Origin of the sequence: Actinoallomurus vinaceus (genome assembly GCF_039542055.1) — a bacterium.
GTDB lineage: Bacteria > Actinomycetota > Actinomycetes > Streptosporangiales > Streptosporangiaceae > Actinoallomurus > Actinoallomurus vinaceus.
This window is the reverse complement of the sequence record NZ_BAABHK010000015.1, coordinates 43,384-65,565: the sequence shown is the minus strand read 5'-3', so window position 1 is coordinate 65,565 and position 22,182 is coordinate 43,384. Positions and strand designations below refer to the sequence as shown.

The 22,182-nt window shown below is 70.2% G+C and carries 20 protein-coding genes, 4 tRNA genes and 2 pseudogenes; 12 read left to right on the top strand and 14 right to left on the bottom strand.

Annotation, left to right across the window (positions count from 1 at the left end; translation table 11 throughout):
- Positions 1–3 precede the first annotated feature (3 nt).
- From ABEA24_RS39495 to ABEA24_RS39470, 6 genes and pseudogenes are all read left to right on the top strand, one after another.
- Complete coding sequence (locus tag ABEA24_RS39495; RefSeq protein ID WP_345438211.1) at positions 4–483, top strand: S26 family signal peptidase; 480 nt, start codon at positions 4–6, stop codon at positions 481–483.
- A gap of 201 nt (positions 484–684) precedes the next feature.
- The gene (locus tag ABEA24_RS39490; RefSeq protein WP_345438209.1) at positions 685–825 is read left to right on the top strand and encodes a hypothetical protein; all 141 of its coding nucleotides are present in this window, start codon (positions 685–687) and stop codon (positions 823–825) included.
- Between the two features lie 45 nt (positions 826–870).
- Positions 871–1,374 (top strand): annotated as a pseudogene (locus ABEA24_RS39485) (MauE/DoxX family redox-associated membrane protein); the annotation flags it as partial.
- A 31-nt stretch (positions 1,375–1,405) separates the two neighbouring features.
- A complete protein-coding gene (locus ABEA24_RS39480; protein WP_345438207.1) occupies positions 1,406–1,933 on the top strand; it encodes a TlpA family protein disulfide reductase in 528 nt (175 codons plus the stop codon).
- Positions 1,930–3,738 carry an ABC transporter ATP-binding protein gene (locus ABEA24_RS39475; protein ID WP_345438205.1) on the top strand — a complete coding sequence of 603 codons (1,809 nt, stop codon included), beginning with the start codon at positions 1,930–1,932 and terminating at the stop codon, positions 3,736–3,738. The genes ABEA24_RS39480 and ABEA24_RS39475 overlap by 4 nt, the downstream gene beginning before the upstream one ends.
- Positions 3,739–4,159: 421 nt before the next feature.
- Positions 4,160–4,510: pseudogene (locus ABEA24_RS39470) on the top strand (transposase family protein); the annotation flags it as partial.
- A gap of 208 nt (positions 4,511–4,718) precedes the next feature.
- On the opposite strand, the gene ABEA24_RS39465 reads toward ABEA24_RS39470, so the two are convergent.
- The 8 genes from ABEA24_RS39465 to ABEA24_RS39430 all read right to left on the bottom strand — a co-directional run bounded on the left by ABEA24_RS39465 (position 4,719) and on the right by ABEA24_RS39430 (position 9,018).
- Positions 4,719–5,126, bottom strand: coding sequence for a DUF1877 family protein (locus tag ABEA24_RS39465; protein ID WP_345438203.1), 408 nt, complete (start codon positions 5,124–5,126; stop codon positions 4,719–4,721).
- Between the two features lie 379 nt (positions 5,127–5,505).
- Positions 5,506–5,901, bottom strand: coding sequence for a hypothetical protein (locus tag ABEA24_RS39460; protein ID WP_345438201.1), 396 nt, complete (start codon positions 5,899–5,901; stop codon positions 5,506–5,508).
- 42 nt (positions 5,902–5,943) lie between these two features.
- Positions 5,944–6,192: a GntR family transcriptional regulator gene (locus ABEA24_RS39455; protein WP_345438200.1), complete on the bottom strand. Its 249-nt coding sequence runs from the start codon at positions 6,190–6,192 to the stop codon at positions 5,944–5,946.
- A gap of 65 nt (positions 6,193–6,257) precedes the next feature.
- Complete coding sequence (locus ABEA24_RS39450) at positions 6,258–6,908, bottom strand: histone deacetylase (RefSeq protein WP_345438198.1); 651 nt, start codon at positions 6,906–6,908, stop codon at positions 6,258–6,260.
- 316 nt (positions 6,909–7,224) lie between these two features.
- On the bottom strand, positions 7,225–7,803 hold the full coding sequence (locus ABEA24_RS39445; protein ID WP_345438196.1) for a hypothetical protein: 579 nt from the start codon (positions 7,801–7,803) through the stop codon (positions 7,225–7,227).
- The gene (locus tag ABEA24_RS39440; protein ID WP_345438194.1) at positions 7,787–8,230 is read right to left on the bottom strand and encodes a hypothetical protein; all 444 of its coding nucleotides are present in this window, start codon (positions 8,228–8,230) and stop codon (positions 7,787–7,789) included. Before ABEA24_RS39440 ends, ABEA24_RS39445 begins: the two co-directional genes overlap by 17 nt.
- 284 nt (positions 8,231–8,514) lie before the next feature.
- A tRNA-Val gene (locus ABEA24_RS39435) sits at positions 8,515–8,586 on the bottom strand.
- A 63-nt stretch (positions 8,587–8,649) separates the two neighbouring features.
- Positions 8,650–9,018 (bottom strand): TIGR02611 family protein, encoded by a 369-nt coding sequence (locus ABEA24_RS39430; RefSeq protein ID WP_345438192.1) that lies wholly within the window; start codon positions 9,016–9,018, stop codon positions 8,650–8,652.
- 204 nt (positions 9,019–9,222) lie between these two features.
- On the opposite strand from ABEA24_RS39430, the gene ABEA24_RS39425 reads away from it, so the two are divergent.
- Positions 9,223–9,645 (top strand): SsgA family sporulation/cell division regulator, encoded by a 423-nt coding sequence (locus ABEA24_RS39425; RefSeq protein ID WP_345438190.1) that lies wholly within the window; start codon positions 9,223–9,225, stop codon positions 9,643–9,645.
- Positions 9,646–9,728: 83 nt separating this feature from the next.
- Here ABEA24_RS39425 and ABEA24_RS39420 read toward each other — a convergent pair whose 3' ends face one another.
- A complete protein-coding gene (locus tag ABEA24_RS39420) occupies positions 9,729–10,595 on the bottom strand; it encodes an aminotransferase class IV (RefSeq protein WP_345438188.1) in 867 nt (288 codons plus the stop codon).
- 341 nt (positions 10,596–10,936) lie between these two features.
- Here ABEA24_RS39420 and ABEA24_RS39415 point away from each other — a divergent pair, with 341 nt between their 5' ends.
- Entirely contained in the window at positions 10,937–12,658 is a 1,722-nt protein-coding gene (locus tag ABEA24_RS39415) for a serine/threonine-protein kinase (protein WP_345438186.1), read from the top strand.
- A gap of 122 nt (positions 12,659–12,780) precedes the next feature.
- Here the strand turns inward: ABEA24_RS39415 and ABEA24_RS39410 are convergent, their stop codons facing one another.
- The 5 genes from ABEA24_RS39410 to ABEA24_RS39390 all read right to left on the bottom strand — a co-directional run bounded on the left by ABEA24_RS39410 (position 12,781) and on the right by ABEA24_RS39390 (position 20,161).
- Positions 12,781–15,000, bottom strand: a complete 2,220-nt coding sequence (locus ABEA24_RS39410; RefSeq protein ID WP_345438184.1) for a transglutaminase TgpA family protein — start codon at positions 14,998–15,000, stop codon at positions 12,781–12,783.
- Entirely contained in the window at positions 14,979–16,106 is a 1,128-nt protein-coding gene (locus ABEA24_RS39405) for a DUF58 domain-containing protein (RefSeq protein ID WP_345438183.1), read from the bottom strand. Before ABEA24_RS39405 ends, ABEA24_RS39410 begins: the two co-directional genes overlap by 22 nt.
- 2 nt (positions 16,107–16,108) lie before the next feature.
- On the bottom strand, positions 16,109–17,098 hold the full coding sequence (locus ABEA24_RS39400; RefSeq protein WP_345438181.1) for an AAA family ATPase: 990 nt from the start codon (positions 17,096–17,098) through the stop codon (positions 16,109–16,111).
- Complete coding sequence (locus ABEA24_RS39395; RefSeq protein ID WP_345438179.1) at positions 17,098–19,224, bottom strand: hypothetical protein; 2,127 nt, start codon at positions 19,222–19,224, stop codon at positions 17,098–17,100. Before ABEA24_RS39395 ends, ABEA24_RS39400 begins: the two co-directional genes overlap by 1 nt.
- A 217-nt stretch (positions 19,225–19,441) precedes the next feature.
- Complete coding sequence (locus ABEA24_RS39390; RefSeq protein ID WP_345438177.1) at positions 19,442–20,161, bottom strand: ArsR/SmtB family transcription factor; 720 nt, start codon at positions 20,159–20,161, stop codon at positions 19,442–19,444.
- Positions 20,162–20,302: 141 nt separating this feature from the next.
- Between ABEA24_RS39390 and ABEA24_RS39385 the strand changes: the two genes are divergently transcribed.
- The 4 genes from ABEA24_RS39385 to ABEA24_RS39370 all read left to right on the top strand — a co-directional run bounded on the left by ABEA24_RS39385 (position 20,303) and on the right by ABEA24_RS39370 (position 22,023).
- Positions 20,303–20,375 (top strand) — tRNA-Gly (locus tag ABEA24_RS39385).
- A 26-nt stretch (positions 20,376–20,401) separates the two neighbouring features.
- Positions 20,402–20,472: transfer RNA gene (locus ABEA24_RS39380), tRNA-Cys, on the top strand.
- A 23-nt stretch (positions 20,473–20,495) separates the two neighbouring features.
- A tRNA-Val gene (locus ABEA24_RS39375) sits at positions 20,496–20,570 on the top strand.
- 388 nt (positions 20,571–20,958) lie between these two features.
- On the top strand, positions 20,959–22,023 hold the full coding sequence (locus ABEA24_RS39370) for an integrase core domain-containing protein (protein WP_345438175.1): 1,065 nt from the start codon (positions 20,959–20,961) through the stop codon (positions 22,021–22,023).
- Positions 22,024–22,182: the final 159 nt, after the last annotated feature.

Genomic DNA, 22,182 nt, shown 5'->3' with positions numbered 1-22,182 from the left:
GCCATGGGCCAGATGTCGATTTCACAAGGATGGACGCTGGGCGGGACGTGCCTGGCGGCGGTGGGTGCGCTGGGGGCGCTCGCATGGGCGCGCAAGAACCTCGTGGTCGTCGCCGTCAGCGGGACGAGCATGGAACCAACGTTGCGCGATGGCGACCGCGTCCTGGTGCGGCGCCGGTCCCTCCCCCGGGTGCGCCACGGGGACGTCGTCGTCCTGGAACCGCCGCTGGACGGCCCCTACCTGCCGGGCCCCGCGGGTCCCGACGGCCGGATATGGAACGTCAAGCGCGCCGCCGCGCTACCCGGGGACCGGCTGCCGCCCGGCGTTCCAGGAGACGGCGACACCGTGCCGCCCGGAACGCTCGCGGTCTTCGGCGACAATCCGGACAGCATCGACTCCCGCCAGCGCGGCCTGTTCTCCGGCGACCGACTACTGGGCGTGGTGGTGCGCCGACTGATCGTCACGTCGCACCAGAGTCAATAGCCGTCCCGATGGCAAGAACCGCCAAGATCACGACGCGTTTGATCGCACAGTCCACAACAGCGCGCCGCCGGGGACATCGCCCCTTGCCGACGATGATCAACAACATTTAGCTTCTGGATCAGCCGCGCTGATCATTTCGAAAGGCGCCATCCTCGGTACCCGCAGCTGGAACGTTCCGGCTCGACCTGTGAGGAGATCCTCGTGATCCGTGTACTCAACCGTTTGAGCGACCGGATGCTCGGCAAGGTCCTGCCGAGCACGACCGCCCGCGCCGAGGCCTGCTGGTGGGACCAGTGGGGCTCCTACTGCTGCATCTACGCCGGTAAGACCTACTGCCACTGACGCCGGCCGAATCGTCATGGAGTACGTCACGCGGCCGCCCGCTGCACACTGGGACTGGTCTTCCTCGTCGCGGTGTTCGGCAAAATCCGTTGCCGGGACGCCTTCGGGGAGTTCCGGCGGTCGGTGCCCGGCCTGGCTCCCGGCCTTCCGCCGGCGGCGACGTCCGCCGCGGTGGTGACCGCCGAGTCGGTGGCCGTCGTACTCCTGGCGTTCGAACGGACGGCGCCGGCCGGCCTCGTGCTGGCCGGCGCCGTCCTGCTCGCGTTCGCCGGAGGCGTCCACCGCGCGCTCCGCACCGGCCGGAGTGCGACCTGCCGCTGTTTCGGCACGGGCCCGGCCCCCGCCGGCCGCGTGCACGTCGTGCGCAACCTCGCCCTCACTGCCGTCGCCTGGGGCGGTCTCGCCGCGCACCTGACGGCTCCGGGGCAGGTGCATCCCGCCGGCGCGGTCATCGCGGTCGCCGCCGCGTCCGTCCTCACCCTGGTGTTCATCTTCTTCACCGAACTGGCCGACCTGCTGATCGCGCCGTCCGCGCACGCTCCGCGATGAGGCGGTCCGCCCAGGCCACAAGGAACCTTTGTTGCCATATCTCGTCACGGTGGTCGTCTTCGTCGGCCTCCTGTGCGCGTTCGACTTGATCCTGACCCTGGCGATCGTCCGACGGCTGCGCGAGCACGCAGCGCTGCCGGCGAGCGGACGGCCGAAGGTGCCGTTCACACCGCCCGGCACCCCGCTGCCCGAATTCACCGCGACCGCCCTCGACGGCACCGCGGTCACCCGCGCCTTCTTCGCCGGCCCGACGATCGTGGGGCTGTTCTCCACCACCTGCGCGTCCTGCCGGGAACGGCTGCCCGAGTTCGCCGAGCGCGTCCGTCCCGTGGACGCCGGACGCGTCCTGGCGGTGATCGAGGGCGACCGGGACGAGGCCGAGCCCTTCGTCACGGCGCTGTCGCCGGTCGCCACCCTGGTGGTCGAGCCGGTGAAGAGGCCGGTGAGCGGCGCGTTCGGGCATCCGGCGTTCCCCAGCTTCTACGTCGTGGACGAGGGCGCCGTGGTGACGGCTTCACTCCTCTCGCCGTCCGAGCTGCCGGCACCGGCCCGCGCATGACCGAGCCGCCCCGCGCGGCTGGGGGGCGGCCCCTCGTCGTCGCCGCGCTGGCATGGCGGGCGCACCGCGGCGCGACGGCCGCGTCGATGCTGCTCGCCGTGCTCACCGGGCTCGCGCCGGTCGCGACGGCCTGGCTCACGAAGCTCGTCCTGGACGCGCTCGCCGGCGGCGGGAACCGGGACGTCCTGCCGGCCATCGCCACCGGGCTCGCCGCGAGCGGGCTGTGCGTCATCGTGCTGCCGCACGCCGCCACCTACACGCAGGCCCAGCTGCGCCGGGCGGTGCGCGCCCTGGTCGTCGACCGCCTGTTCGCCGCCGTCGACTCGCACGCGGGGCTGCGCCGGCTGGAGGACCCCGCCTTCCAGGACACGCTGCGGCTGGCGCACGAGTCCAGCCAGCAGGCGCCGAACCGGCTGATCCTCGGCAGCCTGTCCATCGCGCAGGCGATCATCACGATGTCGGGTTTCGTCGGCACCCTGCTGGTGATCAACCCGGCGCTGGTCCTGGTGATCTTCCTGGCTGCGCTGCCCGCGCTTTGGATCCAGCTTGGGCTGAGCCGGGAACGGGCCCGCACGATGTGGAAGGTCAGCCCCGCGATGCGGCGCGAGATCTTCTACGGCGAGCTGCTGACCAGGCCGGAGGCGGCCAAAGAGGCGCGGCTGTTCGGGCTGGGCGGCTTCTTCCGCTCCCGGATGCTCGACGAGATCCGCTCGGCCAACGAGGCCGAACGACGGGTCGACCTCAGAACCCTGCGCAGCCAGGGACTGCTGGCCCTGGTCGGCAGCGCCGTCGCGGGCGGGGGCCTGGTGTGGGCGGTGCTGGCCGCCGCGTCGGGCGATCTCACCGCCGGCGACGTGACGGTGTTCATCGCCGCGGTCGCCGGGGTCCAGGCATCGCTGACGTCCGTCATCGACCGGTGGGCGGACGCGCACAACGCCCTGCTGCTCTTCGGCCACTTCGCCGCCATCGTGGAAGCCGAACCCGACATGCCCCCGCGTCCCGGCCGGCGTCCCGTCCCGCCGCTGCGGCGCGGGATCGAGCTGCGCGACGTGTGGTTCCGCTACAGCGAGAAACACCCGTGGATCCTGCGCGGCGTCGACCTGCACATCCCGCACGGCCAGAGCGTCGCCCTGGTGGGGGTGAACGGCGCGGGCAAGAGCACGCTGGTCAAACTCCTGTGCCGCCTGTACGACCCGGACAAGGGCTCGATCCACTGGGACGGCGTGGACCTCCGCGACATGGCCCCCGCCGAACTCCGCGAGCACATCGGCGTCGTCTTCCAGGACTTCATGGAGTACGACCTGACGGCGTCCGAGAACATCATGCTTGGCGACCTGAGCAGCGAGGGCGACACGCACCGGATCCGGGAGGCGGCGCGGCGGGCCGGTGTCCACGAGGCGGTCGAGGCACTGCCGCGCGGCTACGACACGATGCTCAGCAAGATCTTCGGCGGCCATGGCGAGGGCGCCGGCGTCGCCCTGTCGGGCGGCCAGTGGCAGCGCCTGGCGCTGGCCCGCGCGTTCCTGCGCCAGAGCCGCGACCTGCTCCTGCTGGACGAACCGAGTTCGGGCCTGGACGCGGACGCCGAACACGCCGTTCACGCGTCCCTCCGCCGCCACCGCCAAGGCCGAACCAGCGTCCTCATCTCCCACCGCCTCGGCTCCGTCCGCGACGCCGACCTCATCGTCGTCCTGGCCGAAGGAAAGATCACCGAGCGCGGCTCCCACGACGCCCTGATGGCCCTGAACGGCGAATACGCCCGCCTCTTCACCCTCCAAGCCACCCGCTACGCGCCCCGTCCCTGATCACCCGGCGCCTCGGGGCAGGGCGTCCCTCATGTACCCGGCGGTTCGGGGGGTGGCGTCAGAATGTCGCAGCCGCGGCCCTCCGCGGCGGCCCCGACCACTTCCTCATGCGCGTGCTACACGCCGACCCGCACGCACGCTCGGTCCCTGGCAAGCGCCCGACATCCACTCAATCACGCGGCCGATCTCACTGGGAGCCTTCGAGGACGCCCCCCCCCCCGGCAACCGCCCTCTGCTGCGCCGTCACGCCCTGATCGGCGGAGTCGCGGAGAGCCGCACCGCACTGCTCCCGGCAGAGCCCACGCCGGAGGAGCGGCCGGCGACGTCCGAAGGACGCCTCTGGGAGGCCCTACACGACGCCCCGGACAGTCAAAAGGGCTTCGGAGTGATCTCCGAAACCCTCTCTGACCTGCTCTCACACTGGGTGGGCGATACTGAGCACGACCTGAGAGCCGCCCAGATCTGGGGCATCCTGCGCGCCCTGGCGACCGCCGGCCTCATCGTTTTGGCCGACAAGGGCTACACCGGCGCAGGCCAGCGCATCGCCACCCCCTACAAGGGCCGAGGCAAGCCCGAATCCCAAAAGGCCGCCAACCGCTCCCACGCCTGCCTGCGCGGACCCGGCGAACGCGCGAACGCCCAGCTCAAGTCATGGAAGATCTTGACCCAACTCCGCTGCTGCCCCCACCGCGCCGGCCACCTCGCCAAAGCCATCCACGTCCTACAAACCCGCCAGGCCAACTCGTGGTTGGTTCGATCTCCGTGCTCGTGAACGGCTGGCCCGCGTGGTACGAACGGTCCGAGGTGGGGAATTCCTTGGTGATCCGTGGAGTCGTGTGTCGGCGTAGTGGTCGTACGGCAAGTTGATCAGAGCGAGTGGTCGGGGCATCGTTTGCCGTCGCTCGGGGAGGTCGAGTCCGGCAGGGTTAGGTAGCGGACGTTGCGGTAGCGCAGCACAGCGCGAAGCATTGGTTCACCTGCTACCAGGCCATGATCTTCATACCTGCCCCTGCGTCGGCCGCCCTTCGGTAGACGTCCATGAGGGTCATGAAGTGAGCCTTGAGGTAGTTGTCGATGCCCGGGTCGTTGCAACCCTTCCCCTGCGGCGTTTCCTGGTAAGCGGCCAAGTACCGCTCGAAGGTCACGATCTGCAGCTGTTGCCAGTTCCGCTGGACTTCTTCGGGGTCGAGCTGCCCCTCGTAGACACCTCCGCCGTCAGAGTCCTCGTCCCCGGTCGCGATGAAGATGTTCCCGGTCACGATGAATTCGCCGTCGAGCCCGAGTGCGTTGAGGCCTTCGGCGAGGTCGAACCAGCTCGTGTCGATGTCGACCTCCTTACCGGCGGGCTCCGCGCTGTGCACCGGCTGCAGGTATGTGTACACGCCCACGGCGTTCGTCTCCCTCGGGTCTGGCGTCCCCGCTCGTGCTGCCACAAGGCCCGGCCTGTATGGGGTCGTGCCGCAGCAACAGCGCGCCACATGATGTGGCGCGCACCATTATGTATCCGCACGGTCCCGCGCGTGGTTCAGGTCGGATCGCGCTGCACCAGCCCACCGCGCACGCCAGCCGTCCGAGCTCCTTCCCAGCCCGTCGTGCTCACCGGCCAGCGGCAACTATCCAGGGGCTGCGGCACGGGTCAACGCTGCGACCCGTTTACTGCCGGTCAGCTGGCGTTCGGGGGGGTGGAAAAGGCTCACTGGGTTCGAACCAGTGACCTCTTCGGTGTGAAGGAATCCCAAGCCTCCCGCGACCTGTACGCCCGCGCAGCTATACAAGAGGTCGGTGGCTCCGCAGCTCCACCAGGTCGCCCTCGTCCTCTCCGGTAACTGCGTACACCCGCAGTGGAATCGCCAGCAGGATCTCAATGAAGATGTCCCAGTAGTCAGCAAGCCTCTGCTGAGCGCTGATCACGGCATCCAGAAGAGGGTCGACATCACCTCCGAAGTGAATCCTCAGCTGACCTTCTTGATCCTTGGTTAGAAGCCCCAGGCATACCCAATCGTCGGCAGCATCGTAGAAGAACTCGAGGTTTGCCTGCCCGTTATTGAAACCGAAGTCTGGCCAGTCGAACTTTTCTGCTGCTGGCTCGCGAGACCATCCCACCTCCTTGAGGCGGTTGGTGATCCGCTTCTTTGTTTGCGCCCGTTCTTCCTTGTCGCGCACCTGTCAAGTTCCTCCTGCCTCGTCGGCGCCATCACACGGCTTCTACTCGGCGACGAAGGTCCCGCGCTGCGGCACGGTGTAGACCAGACCTTCCTCCCGAAGTAGCGCGATGGCGCGCCGCGCGGTCGTACGCGCCACCTCGAACGCGGCCACCAGGTCGGACTCCGTTGGGATGCGGGTGTTCACCGGGGAGTCGCCGCGCCCGAAACGGCGGCGCAGCACGGCCGCGATCTGCATGTACGGCGCCGCCGGCCCGGTCGGGTCGAGCTGCTCGCCCGGTTCGATCTCCACGACTCGAAGCTATCTGAGCCCGGGCGGCGGCCCTACCAGATCGGTCACATCGGCGGTGCGGCTGGTCATGGTCGGGGCGGTAGCTCGCCCTCGGGTGAGCCGGACGTGACGAGTGCCGTGATTTGCTCCGGTGTCCAAGTACCTTGCACTCCAGGGAGATTGGCAAGGTAATTAGCAACCTTCACAGAATCCCACCCATGGGCATCGCGCAGTCCCTGCCCAAGCATCCGCAAGTATTTATCGCTCGGGCTCAGCAGCGGAACATCGCCGATCCCCCACGGCGCAGTAAATGTGAGCAGGGGAGCCTGCTCATTCTGGCCGACGTACACGAGTGTCTCATAACGGCCATTCCCCACCTGGACGCGCCCGACGGTAACCACTTCCGCGATATCCAGGTCCGCGCCTGGATCTCGATACATTTCCTGGGCGGCTACGTCGGAGAATTGTTGGGAGGTAATCAGATAGGCCCGCGCAGCGGCCTTTCTCGGGATAGCGGGATCATAGAGGGCTCGTCCGCCGCCCCAGACTTGTGACTCTGTTGCGAAGTAAATACCGCCGGGAAGCCATACGGCCTTGTCGGCACGAGGCAAGGTGCGGTCCCGGGCTCCCGGATAGGAGCGTGCGGCACCGGGCGGGCGACCGCCTTGGATGTAGTAATGGAATCGCTCCGCGCTCATGTTGGAGCCGTATGAGACGTACCAGACGAGGCCGTTCATGCGCCCGCCCGGTTCCGCTCGTAGATGAGATAATGCCGGTCTCCCGCGAAGATGGCCATTATGACACGGAAAGACTCTCCATCTTTGCCGTAACCGACCCGAGTGCGTTGGCCGACCGGAGTGCCACTTGACAGATGCAATTCCGCCGCCTCACTGGGGGTTGGCATTCGTACCTAGATTTCGTCATGTATGCGAACCTGCGGATGGCCAATGGCGTTCATCAGCCCGCCCGGCACGGCAATATCGCGTGGCTCCATCAGGGCGGTACCACGGACTAGGTCTTCCGGAAACCAACTGGTCAGGCCGGATCCATCCATCAGCGTCCACGAACATCCGACGGCGACCACGACGGTTGCTGTACTTCACGGCTGTACTCGCCCGGGAAATCCTGCAGCCCGGTCCGGGGTTTGGGCGGCCCGCCGACCGGCTCAGTGGTAGCCGGTGATGCCGTCCCTATCGAAGACCACGATGTGGCCGCCAGCCGATACAGCGCGGCCCGCGGGGGAGGGTGACTCCCGTCGTGCCGGGCGGCGAGGCGCTGGAAGACGGTCTTCCCCGTGGTGGGATCGATGATCGCGACGCCGTCCCCGAGCGCGAACAACGTGCCGTCCTCGATGTCGCAGGAGAACCATTTCGTCCCGTGCTCCCGTGACCAGATGCATGCGAGGTCGTAGCCGCCGACAAGCGGGCCTGCAGAGCCTGGCGTGACGGCCACGATGGTCCGGCCGAGTATGCCCATGATGACCCCCTGAGGGGCGGTCCAGCGCGACAACGGCTTCCCGGTGCCGGCGTCGACCGGCCAGATCGCGTCCCTGAACCGTACGAGGACGACGTCGCCGCTGACGGCCGACAGGCCGGGCCTGGGCGCGTAATTGTCATCAGAGTCGTCGGACAAGCGGATGTCCTCGTCCGTCGTCGTACGCGGTGACCACGCCGGCCTCGTACGCGATGGCCCGCTTCCCGTCGGACACGAGCCTTGTACTGTCTGTGTCGCCGCCGCTGCCGTAGGGGCCGGGGCCTTCGTCGGTCCAGGCCTTGCTGAGCGCGGTCCAGTGGTGGTCCGGGACGGCCCAGCGGGGCTGCCCGGCCGCGGGCCGCGGGAACGCAGTAGCCGCGCGGTGCGGCTGGGGAACCTTCTCGCCGGGATCCTGGTGCTCTGTACGCCTGACCGCGAGGCCGACGGCGACCAGCGCGGTGGTGACGATCACGGCCCCGCCCACGATGACGAGCCGCATCCGCCCGCGGCCCCTAAGCCGCGACGGTGGCTCCCTGTCGCCGGGGCCGGTCGGCGACTGCGCGGGCGTTTCGGAGGATGCGGCCATGCGGGGAAGATACCGACGCGTCCGAGTGGCCCACCGACGTTTCGAGGGTTGTTGAAACCATCGCCGATCTCGTCGGGAACGCGGGCATCGCAGTGACCGAGAAGGTCTACCGGCACCAGCTCAAGGCGGTCATCACCAAAGGTGCCGAAACGATGAACACTATCCTCAGTCAGTACAAGTCCGCGTTGGGCCGGCTACCGGTTTGGCTACCGCCGACCGACCAGGATTGAAAAAGGGTCCCGGCGTGACCTCCGGAACCCTCTCTGACCTGCTCTCACACTGGGTGGGCGATACTGGGTTCGAACCAGTGACCTCTTCGGTGTGAACGAAGCGCTCTCCCACTGAGCTAATCGCCCCAGGCGGCTCAACCGCTGCCAGCACAGACTAGCGCATCCCCACCCCTCTCCGCGCATCGATGATCAGACGTGCCACGGCAGGTTTAGACCGAATGCCTGGAGGTAGGCCACGATCGCGGCGGCGACGATGACGCCGGCGCAGATGGCCAGGAGCTGGTTCCGGCGCCTGACTCTGGGGTCGAGGGCCTTCTCCTTCGCTTTGCTCGCGGTTTGCTTCGCGGAGGTGAGGGCACGTTGCGCCCAGGCGAACTCGGTCGCCAGGATGGCAAAGCCTACGAAGATCGCTGCCCATCCCGGTCCCGGCAGCACGAGCATGGCGACGCCGGCCGCGAGGACCGAGACCCCCACGGTGAACACGGCCAGACGCCACACGTTGTTGAGCAGGCGGCGTTCGCGGATGCGCTCGCGCCAGGCCTTCAGTGTGTCCTTCATGCGATCGACCATAGATCACCTCGCTTCCGCGCAGGTCAGAGCGGGTATGACTTCGATGAGGTAGGTCACATGACGTACGGGGGGCGGAATGTTCTTAGGACTTTTGACAGTTACCCGTCACAGAGCCAGGGGGACACCCGTTGGAGGGAGCGACGTCCTCACCGAGAAACCCGCGACGCGGGACTGACGCCTGAAGGATGACCGATGAACAGCAGCAGCACCACTGCCTCCGCCGAGGTCGGCCTTCGGCTCATCGTCCCGGATAAAACGATCATCCCGTTGCTCGCGACCTGGGACTACTCCGCCGACGATCCATATGCCGTCCGTGTGGCGTTTCATGTTGGAAACGACGCGCCGGTGGAGTGGATCTTTGCTCGCGAGTTGCTGACCGTCGGAATTGTGCGCAAGGTCGGCAGGGGTGACGTGCGGGTGTGGCCGGCGGAGAAGGACGGCGAACGGATCTTGAACTTGACGTTGTCGTCGCCGTTCGGCCGGGCGCACTTCGAGGTCCCGCTGACCCCCCTCACGGACTTCCTGGACCGGACCTATGAGATCGTTCCGGCCGGCCGTGAAGCTGACTTCATCGACATTGAAGCGGAACTCGACGACCTCCTCTGGCACACCTGAACACCCCCCGCACGGACCGTACGGCCCCGCACCAGGCGCCTCCCAGCGCTGGCCCACACCCATGGCGCGGGGCCGTACGCCTGTCACGGGTCGAGGTCGGCGGCGCCGCGTTCGGCGAAGACCTCCATGGCCTTGCGGGTGACCGGTCCGGGCGCGGCGGGGAAGACCTTGCCGTCGACGGCGCGGATCGGCTGGATGTCGCGGGTGGTGGAGGTCAGGAACGCCTCGTCCGCGGTGGTGAACTCCTCCAGCGGCAGGTCCTCCTCCTCGCCGCCGAACCATTCGAGCACGAGCGCCCGGGTCACCCCGGCGAGGCAGCCGGAGGACAGCGGCGGGGTGGTCAGGCGTCCGCCGCGTACGAGGAAGACGTTAGAGCCGGTGCCCTCGCAGAGGTTCCCGGCCAGGTTGCCGAAGATCGCCTCTGCCCCGCCGCGCTCGTGCGCGTAGTCGAGGGCCTTGGCGTTGTCGCCGTACGAGGTCGTCTTGAGGCCGGACAGGGCGCCGCGTTCGTTGCGGGGCCACGGCACGACGGAGACGTCGGCGGTCGGCGGGAAGGGCTTCTGCTCGGCGACGGCGACGATGGCGGTGGCGCCCTCCGAACCGCGGTCGGAGCCGAGGGGGCCGACGCCGCTGGTGTAGGTGATCCGGATCCGGGCGAGGTCCCAGGACGGCGCGGCGGCGAGCAGGGCGAGCGTGCCCCGGTGGATGGCGTCGAGATCGGGCTCGGCCAGGCCGAGGCCGGCCGCCGAGACGGCGAGCCTCCGGAGATGGCGGGTCAGCGCGAACGCCTGGCCCCGTACGGCCTTGACCGTCTCGAACACGCCGTCACCGACGAGAATGCCGTGATCGAACACTGACACCCGCGCGTTCTCCGGGGCGTACAGTTCTCCATTGATCCAGACCGGGACGTTCCCGTTCTGTGGGCTGATCTCGACCACTGTGAAAGCCACCTCTCCAGGCCGGGCCCTGGCCCGGTCATCCCTGCGCCACCGGGGCCGGCGGCCCCGGCCGATGGCCCCACACTACGACCCGCCGGTGCGCGGTTCGAGTCAATACCCGCCGTCACCCGTCACCGGCCGGGAGGCACGGGTCCGCACATCCCGGCACCAAGACGGGAGAACCGGGAACGCCTGCGGGCTTCCCGACGTCGATGGTCACGGCGGTACGGCCCGTGGCCGCCGGAAGACCTCGAGAGTGAGCGCTGATCACTCGATGAGCGGACGGAAACAGGCATTACCATCGACACGAGACTTCCCCGCAGCCCCAACCGCCCCGACGAAGAAGAGACCGAATGATCGACCAGGTGCCCGGCTACCGCATCCTGGAGCGGGTCGGCGAAGGCGGGTTCAGCGTCGTCTACCGCGCCCAGCAGGAGCGCCTGGACCGCGTCGTCGCGCTCAAGGTGCTGTCCGTGGACGCGGTCGACGCCGACACGATGCGCCGGTTCGAGCGGGAGTGTCAGATCACCGGGCGGCTCACCGGCCACCCCAACGTCGTCACCGTCCTGGACACCGGGATGACGAGCGGCGGACGGCCGTTCATCGCGATGGACTACTTCGAGCGCGGGTCGCTGCGGGACCGGCTGTCGCGGGAGGGCCCCCTCCCCCTGCCGGACGTCCTGCGGGCGGGCGTGAAGATCGCCGGCGCGCTGGCTGCCACGCACGAGGCGGGCGTCCTGCACCGTGACGTCAAGCCGCAGAACATCCTCGTCTCCAAGTACGGCGAGCCCGCGCTCGCCGACTTCGGGATCGCCCGGCTGACCGGCTCGTCGGAGGCGACGCACACCACCGCGTTCACGCCCCACCACGCCGCGCCGGAGGTGGTCAACGGCGAGCAGCCGGATGAGACCGCGGACGTCTACTCGCTGGCCTCGACGATGTACCAGCTCCTCGCGGGCAGCCCGGCCTTCAAGGCGGGCTCGCCCGCCGGGATCGGCGCGCTGATGATGCGGATCCTCAACGATCCGCCGCCTCCGATCTCTCGCACGGACGTCCCGTACCAGGTCTACGACGTCATCGCCAAGGCGATGGCGAAGACCCCGCCCCAGCGCTACACCAACGCGGTCGCCTTCGCGACGCGGTTGCAGCAGTTGCAGGCCGAGCTCGGGTTGCCGGTGACGGAGCTGGCCGGCAGCGACTCGGTCACGGGACCGCCGCCCGCGCCCACCGCGTACATCCCGGAGACCGACCATTCCGGCCTGACCGGACCCGGCTTCGAACTGCTGGCGCAGCAGTACGGTCCGCCGCACCTGCCGGCGGTGCATCCCGACGCCGCGGCACCGGGCACCCCGGCACCGGCCGCGGGATCGGGCACGTCCGCCGCCGCGCCACCCTCGCCGCCCGCGGCCCCGCCGTCCCGGGCCCCGAGCTCCGGCCCGGCCCGGGGACCGGCGCCGCGTCCGTCGGCGGCTTCGCCGGCGCCCCCGCCGCAGTTTCGCGAGGCCACGCCCCGGACGCTGCCGAAGACCGCCGAGCAGCCCGACCTGTTCCCTCCGCGTACGGAGGACCGGAAGAGCCGGCAGGGCGCCGTCGTCGCCGGGGTGCTCGCAGCCGTGGTCCTGGGGGCGGGCGTCGGCATCGGCGGGTTCCTGGTGCTCGGCAACACCGGTGGCGAGAAGAAGAAGCACGACACACCGTCATCGGCGTCGAACTCGACCCCTCCGCCGACGGCCGGTTCGTCCGCCCCGGTCCCCGTTCCGGCCCAGGTGATGCGCGCGGCGAAGCCACGTGACCTGCGGGCCTTCGACAGGGGCCAGATCGTCGTGCTGCGCTGGAAACTCGCCAAGGGCAACGACTACCCGATCTGGGTCCAGCAGTCCGACGGCTCGCCGGTGAAGACTCCCCCACAGGCGTTGGCGCCGCACTCGACGACCGTGACGCTGTCCGGCCTCGACGCCCGGAAGGGGTACTGCTTCACGGTCGGCGCGCTGGTCGCCCTCGGGCAGAGCGACGGGCAGGCCGCGACGATGGCGTGGTCCGCTCCGAAGTGCATCCGCAACGCCACCGCGCAGTGACCCACCACCGGCCCTGACGGCTGCTCGGCGCGGGCGCTGAGCACCCGGAGGGTACGAACGGCGCGTACGGGCGCTCGGAGCGGGCGCGCAGGACCGGAGGGGGAACGGCCCGCCGACCGGGTTCAGCGCAGGCTCAGGGAGCGGGGGTGCAACCGGCGGCCGAGACGCCGGAACGGGCCGGCCGTGCGCCGGACCAGGCGGGCGATCGCGTCGGCATGCCCCCAGGCGGCCTGGGCGGCCGCGGGGGCGGGTGGCGTCGCGGCGTACTCGGACCGGTTGACCAGGTCGGCGAGGGGGCGCAGGTGGGGTTCGGCCCCGGCGACCCGTTCGGCGCCGAACTCGGCGACCTCGTGGGCGGCCAGGGTCGACGTGGCGGGCAGGCCGACCGCGCGCAGTTCCTCGCGGGTCTGCTCCCAGGCGCCGGTGATCCGCTCGGCGGGCGTGTCGCCGCCGCGCCTGCGGCGGCGCCGGAGCACCGGGACGATCAGCACGCCGAGGACGTACAGGGCGGGCAGCGCCGGGCTCGCGGCGAGAACGTACACCCACCACGGCGTCGACGCGGCCGCTGGCGCCCGCCGGGGCTGCGTCGGGGGCGGGGACGCGCCCGGGCCGTTGGCGGATCCGCCGGCCTTCTTCCGGGCCGCGGCGTTCTTCTGCGCCGCCTCGAGCTTCTGCTGCGTCTCCCCTGCCGGCACGCCATCGGACTTGCTCGAGGTGCCGGCCTGTTCGGGCGTGGGGAAGAACGGCACCCAGCCGAGACCGGCGAAGTCCACCTCGGGCCAGACCAGCACGTCGCCGGAGCGGACCTGCCAGGAGCCGTTGCCGCCGACGCCCGGCCGGAAGCCGACGACGATCCGGGTCGGCAGCCCGATCGAACGCGCCAGGACGGCGTACGCGGTGGCGAACTGTTCGGACGTGCCGCGCTTGGACCGGGCGAGGAAGTAGCGCAGCTGCGCGTACGTGTGGCCGGGCAGACCGGTCACGTCGTACTTGGCCGCGGTCCGCAGGTAGTCCGCGAGCGTCGCGGCGCGCTGGAACGTCGTGTCCTGGTCCTTGGTGATCTGCTCGGCGAGCTTGCGGAACGCGGGAACCTGGGCGGTCTTCGCGGTGGTCCCGGGCGACTCGGGCAGTGCGGTGGCGGCCTGGGCCTCGGCGTCCCGGGCGGGTTCGGCCGCGGCGAGCCGGTCGGGGTCGTAGTCGCGCACCATCGAGGTCACGGTGTACGCCTGGCCGGAGCGCAGCGGCTGCCCGGCGGTCAGTACCCCGCTGATGGGGTCGGTCGTCACGCCGAGACCCTCGATGGACCGGGGACGGTCGGCGGCGGGCACCCACACGCCCGGCAGGTCCTGGATGGCGAAGTGCTGGACGACGCGTGTACGGCGGACGTGGTCGTCGTCGGGGATACGGCTGCCGGCGGGGACGAACCGCGCGCCGGAGGTCCAGGTGACGCCGTCGAAGCGGTCGAGGGCGGCGAGCCGCCAGTCCTCGGGCGCGTCGGCGCGGACGGTGAACATCTGCTGGTCCGGGGTCTGCAGCCAGGCCGACACCCGGTCGAGGGGGCTGATGCTGTCGCGCTGCTGCGGCGGCGGGGCCTTGACGGTCGCCCGCGGGTCGTACGCCTCGCCCTTCATGGGCAGGTACGGTCCGACCGCCGCGGCCAGCAGGCCCAGGGCGGCCGCCGCCGGGACTCCGGTGAGCAGCCACAGCGGCCGCCCGCCGCTCCGTACGATCGTGAGCGCGCCGACGAGGCCGACGAGGGCGGCGGCGACGGGCAGGTTGGAGCCGGGGCCGCCCACGCCGAGCAGCAGGGCGACGCAGAAGACGGCGACCGAGGGCAGCGCGGGCGCGGCCTTCGTCTCCGAGCGCAGGGTGAGCTCGGCGCCCGCGAAGCCCGCGAGCCAGACGAGCACGTGCGGCAGGACGAGGAGCTCGGGCCGCCCGGGGGCGGGCAGCAGCGAGGTGAGCGTGCCCTTCCACGAGTCGCGGAGCGCGCCGCCGATCACCGTGAAGTCGCCGTGGAACAGGGTCAGGCCGGCCACGAGTGTCCAGGCCACGGCGGTGGCCACGATCGAGGTCCACAGCGGCCAGGTCCGGCGGCGCGGCCAGGACGGCAGCGCCGCGAGCAGGACGGGCGTGACGGCCGCGACCGTGATGACGGGCACCAGGTCGCCGAGCGCGAAGACCCGGTGGAACGCGAACCCGCCGGTCGCCGCCAGCGCCACGACGATGACGAGCGCGGTGATGAGCCGTACCCGCAGGCCGGGGCCCGGCTTCGGCGGGAGCGGCTCGTCGGTGCGCGGTTCCGCGGGGGCCGTCGTCGTCATCGCGCGGCGCCCTTCCACGCCGCGCGCAGCTCCTCCAGGTCGGAGATCTCGATGAGCGCGACGCCGGGCAGGCCCGGACCGGGCGCCTCGGGACGGATCCGGACGCACACCACGCGGTCGAACCGGCGGCGCAGCGCCCCCGCCCCCGAGATCTCGCCGCGACCGCCGGTGACGAGCACGAGCGCCCCGCCCGCCCGTACGCGGCGCGCGACCTCGACCGCGGCGTGCGCCATGTCCGTACGGGACAGGCGTGCCAGCCGGTCGAGGATGGCCTCGACGTCGTGGGCACCGCCGCGCGTCTCCACCAGCGGCCCCTCGCCGGTGAGGACGCGGACCGGGAAGTTCATGCGGGCCGCGCCGGCCGCGACCGACGCCGCCGCGTCGATGGCGAGCTCGAAGTCGTCCGGGTCGGTGTACGCGGCGGCACCGGTGTCGACGACGATCGTCGTCTGGGGCATGCTCGCGTCGACGAGCTGGCGGACCATCAGCGTGCCGGTGCGCGCGCTGGAGCGCCAGTGGATGTGGCGCAGGTCGTCGCCGACGACGTACTCGCGCAGCGCGTGGAAGGTGACCGTGCCCGCCGGCGCGGTGTCCGACGTGGGCCCTTCCAGATGGTGGTTGCGCCCGGAGGGCAGGAGCGGCAGCGGGATCGTCTTCGGGCGGACCAGGAGCGTCCGCGGCTCGCCGTACTCCCGGACCCGGCGGGCGAGCCCGAACGGGTCGGCGCGGACGAGCCGCAGCGGACCCACCGGGATCTCCCCGCGCCGGTCCGTGGGCAGCCGATAGTCGACCGTCTCGGTCGCGCCGGGCCGCAGAACGGGCACCCGGACCTCGATCCGCCCGTCGCCGCACGCGTCGTACGCCCGCATCCCCGCCCGGCGCGCCCGGCCCGTGTTGGTGACGTGCAGGATGCCGGAGGCCGGCTCGCCGCGCGCCACCCGCAGCGGCGTGATCTCCCGCTCGACGGTGAGCTTCGGCTGCGGGAGCGTCCACAGCAGCGCCGCCGCGACGGCGAGGAGGCCGCCGACCGCGAGGGCGACGGGTTCCGGGTAGCCGAGGAGGGCACCGGCGGCGTACAGCACCACCGACACCGCGGCGACCCCCCAGCCGACCGGCGTGAGCACCCTCAGACCCCGGCGGACTGCGGCACCGGGACCCGGGACAGGGCCTCGGCGACCAGCTCCGGCGCGGTACGGCCGCGCAGCTCCGCCTCGGGCGTGAGCATGAGCCGGTGCGCGATCACGTGGGCGGCGAGGGACTTGACGTCCTCGGGGACGACGAAGGACCGGCCGGCGGCCGCCGCCCGCACCCGTACGGCGCGCAGCAGCGCCAGGCTCGCCCGGGGACTGGCGCCCAGGCGGACGTCGGGGTGGTGCCGGGTCGTCGCGACGATCTGGACGAGGTAGTCGTACAGCTGCGGCGCGACGTGGATCCGGCTCGCGAAGTCGATCATGTTCTTGACGTCGTCGCCGCGCGCGACCTTCGGCAGCTGGTCGATCAGCGGCCCGGTCGGTGTGCCCGCCAGCACGGCGACCTCCGAGGCGTGGTCGGGGTACCCCATCGAGATCTTCATGAGGAACCGGTCGAGCTGCGCCTCCGGCAGCGGGTACGTGCCGTCCATGTCGACCGGGTTCTGCGTCGCGATCACCATGAACGGCCGCGGCACCGGATGCGGCCGCCCGTCCACGGTCACCCGCCGCTCCTCCATGACCTCCAGCAGCGCCGACTGGGTCTTCGGCGAGCCGCGGTTGATCTCGTCCGCGACGACGAGGTTGGCGAAGATCGGGCCGGGGTGGAACTCGAACTGGCTGTTGGACTGGTTGAAGATCGACACGCCGGTGACGTCCGACGGCAGCAGGTCGGGCGTGAACTGGATCCGCGTCCAGCGCGCGTCCACGCTCGCCGCGAGAGCGCGCGCGAGGGTCGTCTTGCCGACCCCCGGCACGTCCTCCAGCAGCAGGTGCCCCTCGCTGAGCAGGCACAGCAGGGCGAGCTCGACGTTCTCCCGCTTGCCGCGGATGACGCGCTCGATGTTGCCCGCGAGCGCGCCGAACAGCTGCGCGAACCGCCCTGCCAGTGCCTCCGCGTCAGGCGCCCCATACGCCTCCGCCGTCATCAGCCGGCACACTCCCAGAGCGGAAGCCCGTTGTAGTTCTGCCAGTCGGGCTGCCGCGGCGTGTTGATCAGGTAGCCGATGATGTAGCCCTGATGGCCGCCGTAGTGGATGTAGTCCCAGAGGCTGCCGGAGTAGTACGGGTCCTTGGACGTGGGGTGCTGGTAGTGGCCGCCGATCTTCTGGCAGTCCACCGTCACGGACTGGTCGTTGTAATTGGTGATCGAGTTGCTCTTGTCGCCGTCGTCACTCGGGACCTTGTGCAGGAAGCTCTTGTCGCCTGGGTTGCCCGCATGCTGACCGACGTAGTGCTGCGCCGGGCCGGTGAGCGTCTGGTCCGCGCTGGCGGACCTGCCGCCGGCGCCGTTGGAGGCGGTCACCTTGATGGTGTACGAGCCGTTCTTCCAGATGCTCGGGATCGTCAGCGACGTGCCGGAGAAGTTGTCCTTGGTGAAGGTCTTCGGGCCGGTCATCTGGACCTTGTAGGTCACGCCCTTGGCGTTCGGCGGGGCCTGCCAGCTGACCTTCGCGCCCTGCGCGGTGCCGGTGCCCGTGATGCCGCTCGGCGCGTCCGGCTGCGTGCAGGAGAGCGTCGGGTCGGTGTATTCGGACTGAATCTCGGACTGATGGTCGCCGTTCTTGTACACCGCCGCGACCGCGAACTCGTACTCCTGGCCGCAGGTGCCGCCCTTGGCGGTGAACGTGTAGTCCGGTCCGTCCGCGGAGATCCGCGCCGGCGTGGCGGTCAGGCCGGCCGGCACGACGAGCCGGTAACCGGTCGCCGCGCCGCCCCCGCCGGGCTGGAAGTCGACCTTGATGCTCCCGTCGGGCTGCGCTGCCGCCCGCAGGTTGGTCGGCTGGTTCGGCGGCGTCACCTTCGGCGGGTCCGGCTTGTGCTTCGGCGGCGTGATCGGCGGCTTCGGCAGCTTCGGGTGGACGGGCAGCCGAGGCGTCGGCAGACCGCCGTCGTCCCCGCCGCCGGTCTTCGGGATCGGGTTCTCGGCGCCGCCGGGCACGGCGCCGGTGTACTTCTGGACCGGCTTGTGCGCGCCGGAACCGTCGACGACGACCGCCTTCGGGTCATTCGGGTTGTTCGCCCACAGCAGGCCGTCCTTGACGAACACGTCCAGCGAGCCCGGCTTGCCGGTGACCGGCACCTGGGCGTCCATCCGGTTGGTCGCGGCGTCGTAGACGAGGAGGTTGCCCGAGCTCTGGTCCGGGATGTAGACCTTCTGGCCCAGCACCTGGGGCGTCCTCAGCTCGTGGTTCGGGAGCTGAAGCGCGACGCTGCTGAGCGAGCCGTTGCCCGAGTTGAGCACGATCAGCGACTTGCCGGCCAGCAGGGGCACCAGCTGCCCGTCCGTGCTCGTCGGCGCGTACACCCGGCCCTTGCCGAGCTGGGACACGACCGAGGGCAGCTTCACCTTCACCTGCACGCCGTTCGCGCCGAGGATGAGGCTCTCGGCGGTGGTGAAGTCGGTGACGACGGCGGATCCGCCGGCGACGGTGAGCGCCAGGTCGTCGCCGGCCCGGCCGACGCCGATGGGCTGTCCGGCACGGCCGCTCTGCACGTTCGCCGCCTGGCCGTCGGCGGGCACCGGCACCCACAGAGTCGCCTTGGCATCGATGGCGGCCGCGCCCAGCGGCCCGGTGAGACCGATCGGGTCGCCCTGGGTGGCCAGCGTCATCGGGTCCAGGCGCTGCACGCTGCCCTTGCTCTGGTCGAGCGCGTACGCCGCCCCGGACCCCGACACCACCTGCATGCCGGCCGCGCCCCGGTAGGCGATGCCCTGGACGACGTTGAGGTGCGCCGGGTCGACGCGGCTGACGACACCGGTCGTCTCGTCGACGATCAGGACGACGCCGCCCTGCTGGACCACCTTCATCTTGTGGCCGGCCGTGCCCGACAACGTCACCTTGCCGTCGACCTTGCCCGACAGGCCGTTGACGTGGACGACCTCGCCCTTCTTCGACGACGTCAGCCAGCCACCCACGTCGGCGAGGTGGTACTTGGCGCTGGCCATACCCACGCCGAACACGACGGCGGCCACGGCCAACGCCCCGACCGCACCGATCGCGATCAGCCCGGTCAGCCGATCACGACGGAAGAACTTACGCTCCCCGCTCACCGCTTTGTCACCTCTCCGCGCCCGTACGTCGCTGGGGCGCATGCGACACCTTAATGTGTCCAGGCCTCCCAAACATCGTGAGTGCCAGATATCGGACGCAACGACGTGACCAGTGGTTCAGCCATTCCCGCGGACAGGCGCGTACGCCGGGCTCCCGAGCGCCGCGCTCACCGTGCCGGGTCGGCGCCCGGCGTGGCCCCGCCCGGGCGCGGCCGGCTCAGCCGAGGACGCACCCGAACACGTCGGCCAGGCGGCCGCGCCCCTTCTCCGTCACGAACAGGGCCCGCCGCGTCGACCCGCGCTCGAACCAGCCGTCCTCGATCATCCGGGCGGTGAGCGCCGCGCCGAGCGCACCGTTCAGATGCGGGCGGCGCTCGGTCCAGTCGAGGCAGTGCCCGGCGAACCTCCGACGCGCCCGGCGGACCGCGCCCACGTCGACGCCGATCGACTCGAGCTGCCGCTCCCCCTTGTCGGTCACCTCGTACGCGGAGTTCGCCGGATCGTCGTACGACGTGTCGACGGCTTCGAGGAGGTCCCGGCTGAGCATCGCCTCGAACAACGCGGAACCGGCCCGGCCGGCCAGGTGGTCGTAACACGTGCGGGCCTCTTGCAGGGCACGCGCCTGCCGCGACTGGCGGAGACTGCGGACCTCGACGTCGGGACTGATCCGGCTGATCGCCTCGATGACGGCGGCCACCTCGGCGCCCTTCAGGCGGTAGTACCGGTGCCGCCCCTGCCGTACGACGGTGACGAGATCACCGTCGAGTAGCTTGGCCAGGTGAGAGCTCGCCGTCGCCGCACTGACCCCCGCCGTCCTGGCCAGCTCCCCCGCGGACAGCGGCCGCCCGTCGAGAAGGGCCGTCAGCATCGAGGCACGGGTCCGATCCGCCAGCAGGGCCGCCACCGGCGCGATGTCCGAGTCGTACGGTGCTCGCATGGTTCGACGGTACGCCCGGCACGCTTCGACGACCGTCGAAGGATCGACCCGCCGGCGCCGCCAGGGCAATCGAGTTGGGGGTTGGGCCGAGTATCCGCTAATGTTTAGCCCGTTGCCGGAGGGGGGACGCCCCACCGACACGCGGACGTGGCTCAGTTGGTAGAGCATCACCTTGCCAAGGTGAGGGTCGCGGGTTCGAATCCCGTCGTCCGCTCGGAGAGGTCTTCCAAGACCTCACTCGGTGGAGTGGCCGAGAGGCGAGGCAACGGCCTGCAAAGCCGTGTACACGGGTTCAAATCCCGTCTCCACCTCTGAAGCACACTCTGCTTCGCGAGGGCGATTAGCTCAGTGGGAGAGCGCTACCTTGACACGGTAGAGGTCACTGGTTCAATCCCAGTATCGCCCACCACATCAATGCAGGTCAGGCCACAAGCCTGGCCTGCATTTTGGGTTTCGGGTGCTAACCATCGGCCGGATTCGGGAGCAGATCGGGAGCAGGGTGCTCCACGGGTGATCGGGACTACTCATTCCGTAGGTCGGGGTCAGTACTTTTCGTGGGTCGGGGTCACCGGGAGCAGTGCTCCGGTCGGGGTCACGGTTGCGATCGCTGGTCGGCGGTGAGGGTGGTCCAGCGTTGCTGGAGCCGGTCCCCCAGGTTTTGCCGCATGGGATCGGTGACATGGCTGTAGACGCCGGCGATGCCGGGCTGTGGGTGCCCAGAATTGAGCCACCGGGCATGACCTGGGGTTTCTCGATCGGCGCGCAGACACGGGCGGGGCGCGGCAGGATACGGATTCGTGGCTTTGCGACTGGTCTATCTGATCTTCATCCGGCTTCTCGGCGGCCTTGCTCTGTTCCTCCGCTCGGACGTCTCCAAGGAAGCCGAGATCCTGGTGCTTCGCCACCAACTGGCGGTGTTACGCCGTCAGGTCGCTCGGCCCAAGCCGTCGTGGGCCGACCGGGCCTTCATCACGGCGCTGGCCCGGCTGCTCCCGAAACGACGCCGGGTAGGGCTGCTGGTGACGCCTGGCACGCTGCTGCGTTGGCACGCTGATCTGGTGAAACGGCGCTGGACCTTCAAGCGCAAGACGCCCGGGCGCCCGCCGACCAAACCGACGACCTGCGCGTTGGTGCTTCGCCTGGCGGCGGAGAATCCGTCGTGGGGCTACAGGCGAATCGCCGGGGAACTGGCCGGCCTGGGCCGGAACGTGGGCGCTGCCACGGTCTGGAGGATCCTGCACAAGGCCGGCATCGATCCCGCTCCGCGACGATCCGGACCCGGCTGGGGCCAGTTCCTGCGTGCCCAGGCGTCCGGGATCCTGGCCTGCGATTTCTTCCACGCCGACACGATCACCCTGGCCCGGCTGTACTGCTTCGCGGTCGTGGAGCACGCCAGTCGCCGCGTCCACGTCCTGGGTGTCACCGCCAATCCGACCGCCGGCTGGGTCGCTCAGCAGGCCAAGAACCTGATGCTCGAGCTGGGTGAGCGGGCAGGTGACTTCAAGTTCTTGATTCGTGACCGCGACGCGAAGTTCACCGCGACGTTCGATGAGGTCTTCCGCGCCGAGGGAATCCGGATCCTGCTCACCGCGCCGCAGGCTCCACGAATGAACGCGATCACGGAACGCTGGGTCGGGAGCGTACGCCGTGAACTGTTGGACCGGATCCTCATCATGAACGCCCGCCACCTGCGCAAGGTCCTCGCCGAATATGAGATCCATTTCAACAACCACCGGCCGCATCGGGCACTGAACCACGCCAGCCCGCTTCGACCGCTGCCCGGCCCCGCCGGCACCGACTTGAAGATCACCCGACAAGACAGACTCGGTGGCCTCCTCCACGAATACGCCCAGGTCGCATAGGGGTAGCCGAACTACGGGCACCCACAGGTGGCTGGTCCCCGTGATGGTGCGCGGGCCCTTACCGGTTGCGATGGTGACGTCGGTGTAGTCGTGATCGTCGTAGGTGACGTGGACGTCGGTGACGGTGTGGGCCTGGTCGCGGGTGCCGGCATCGGTGCC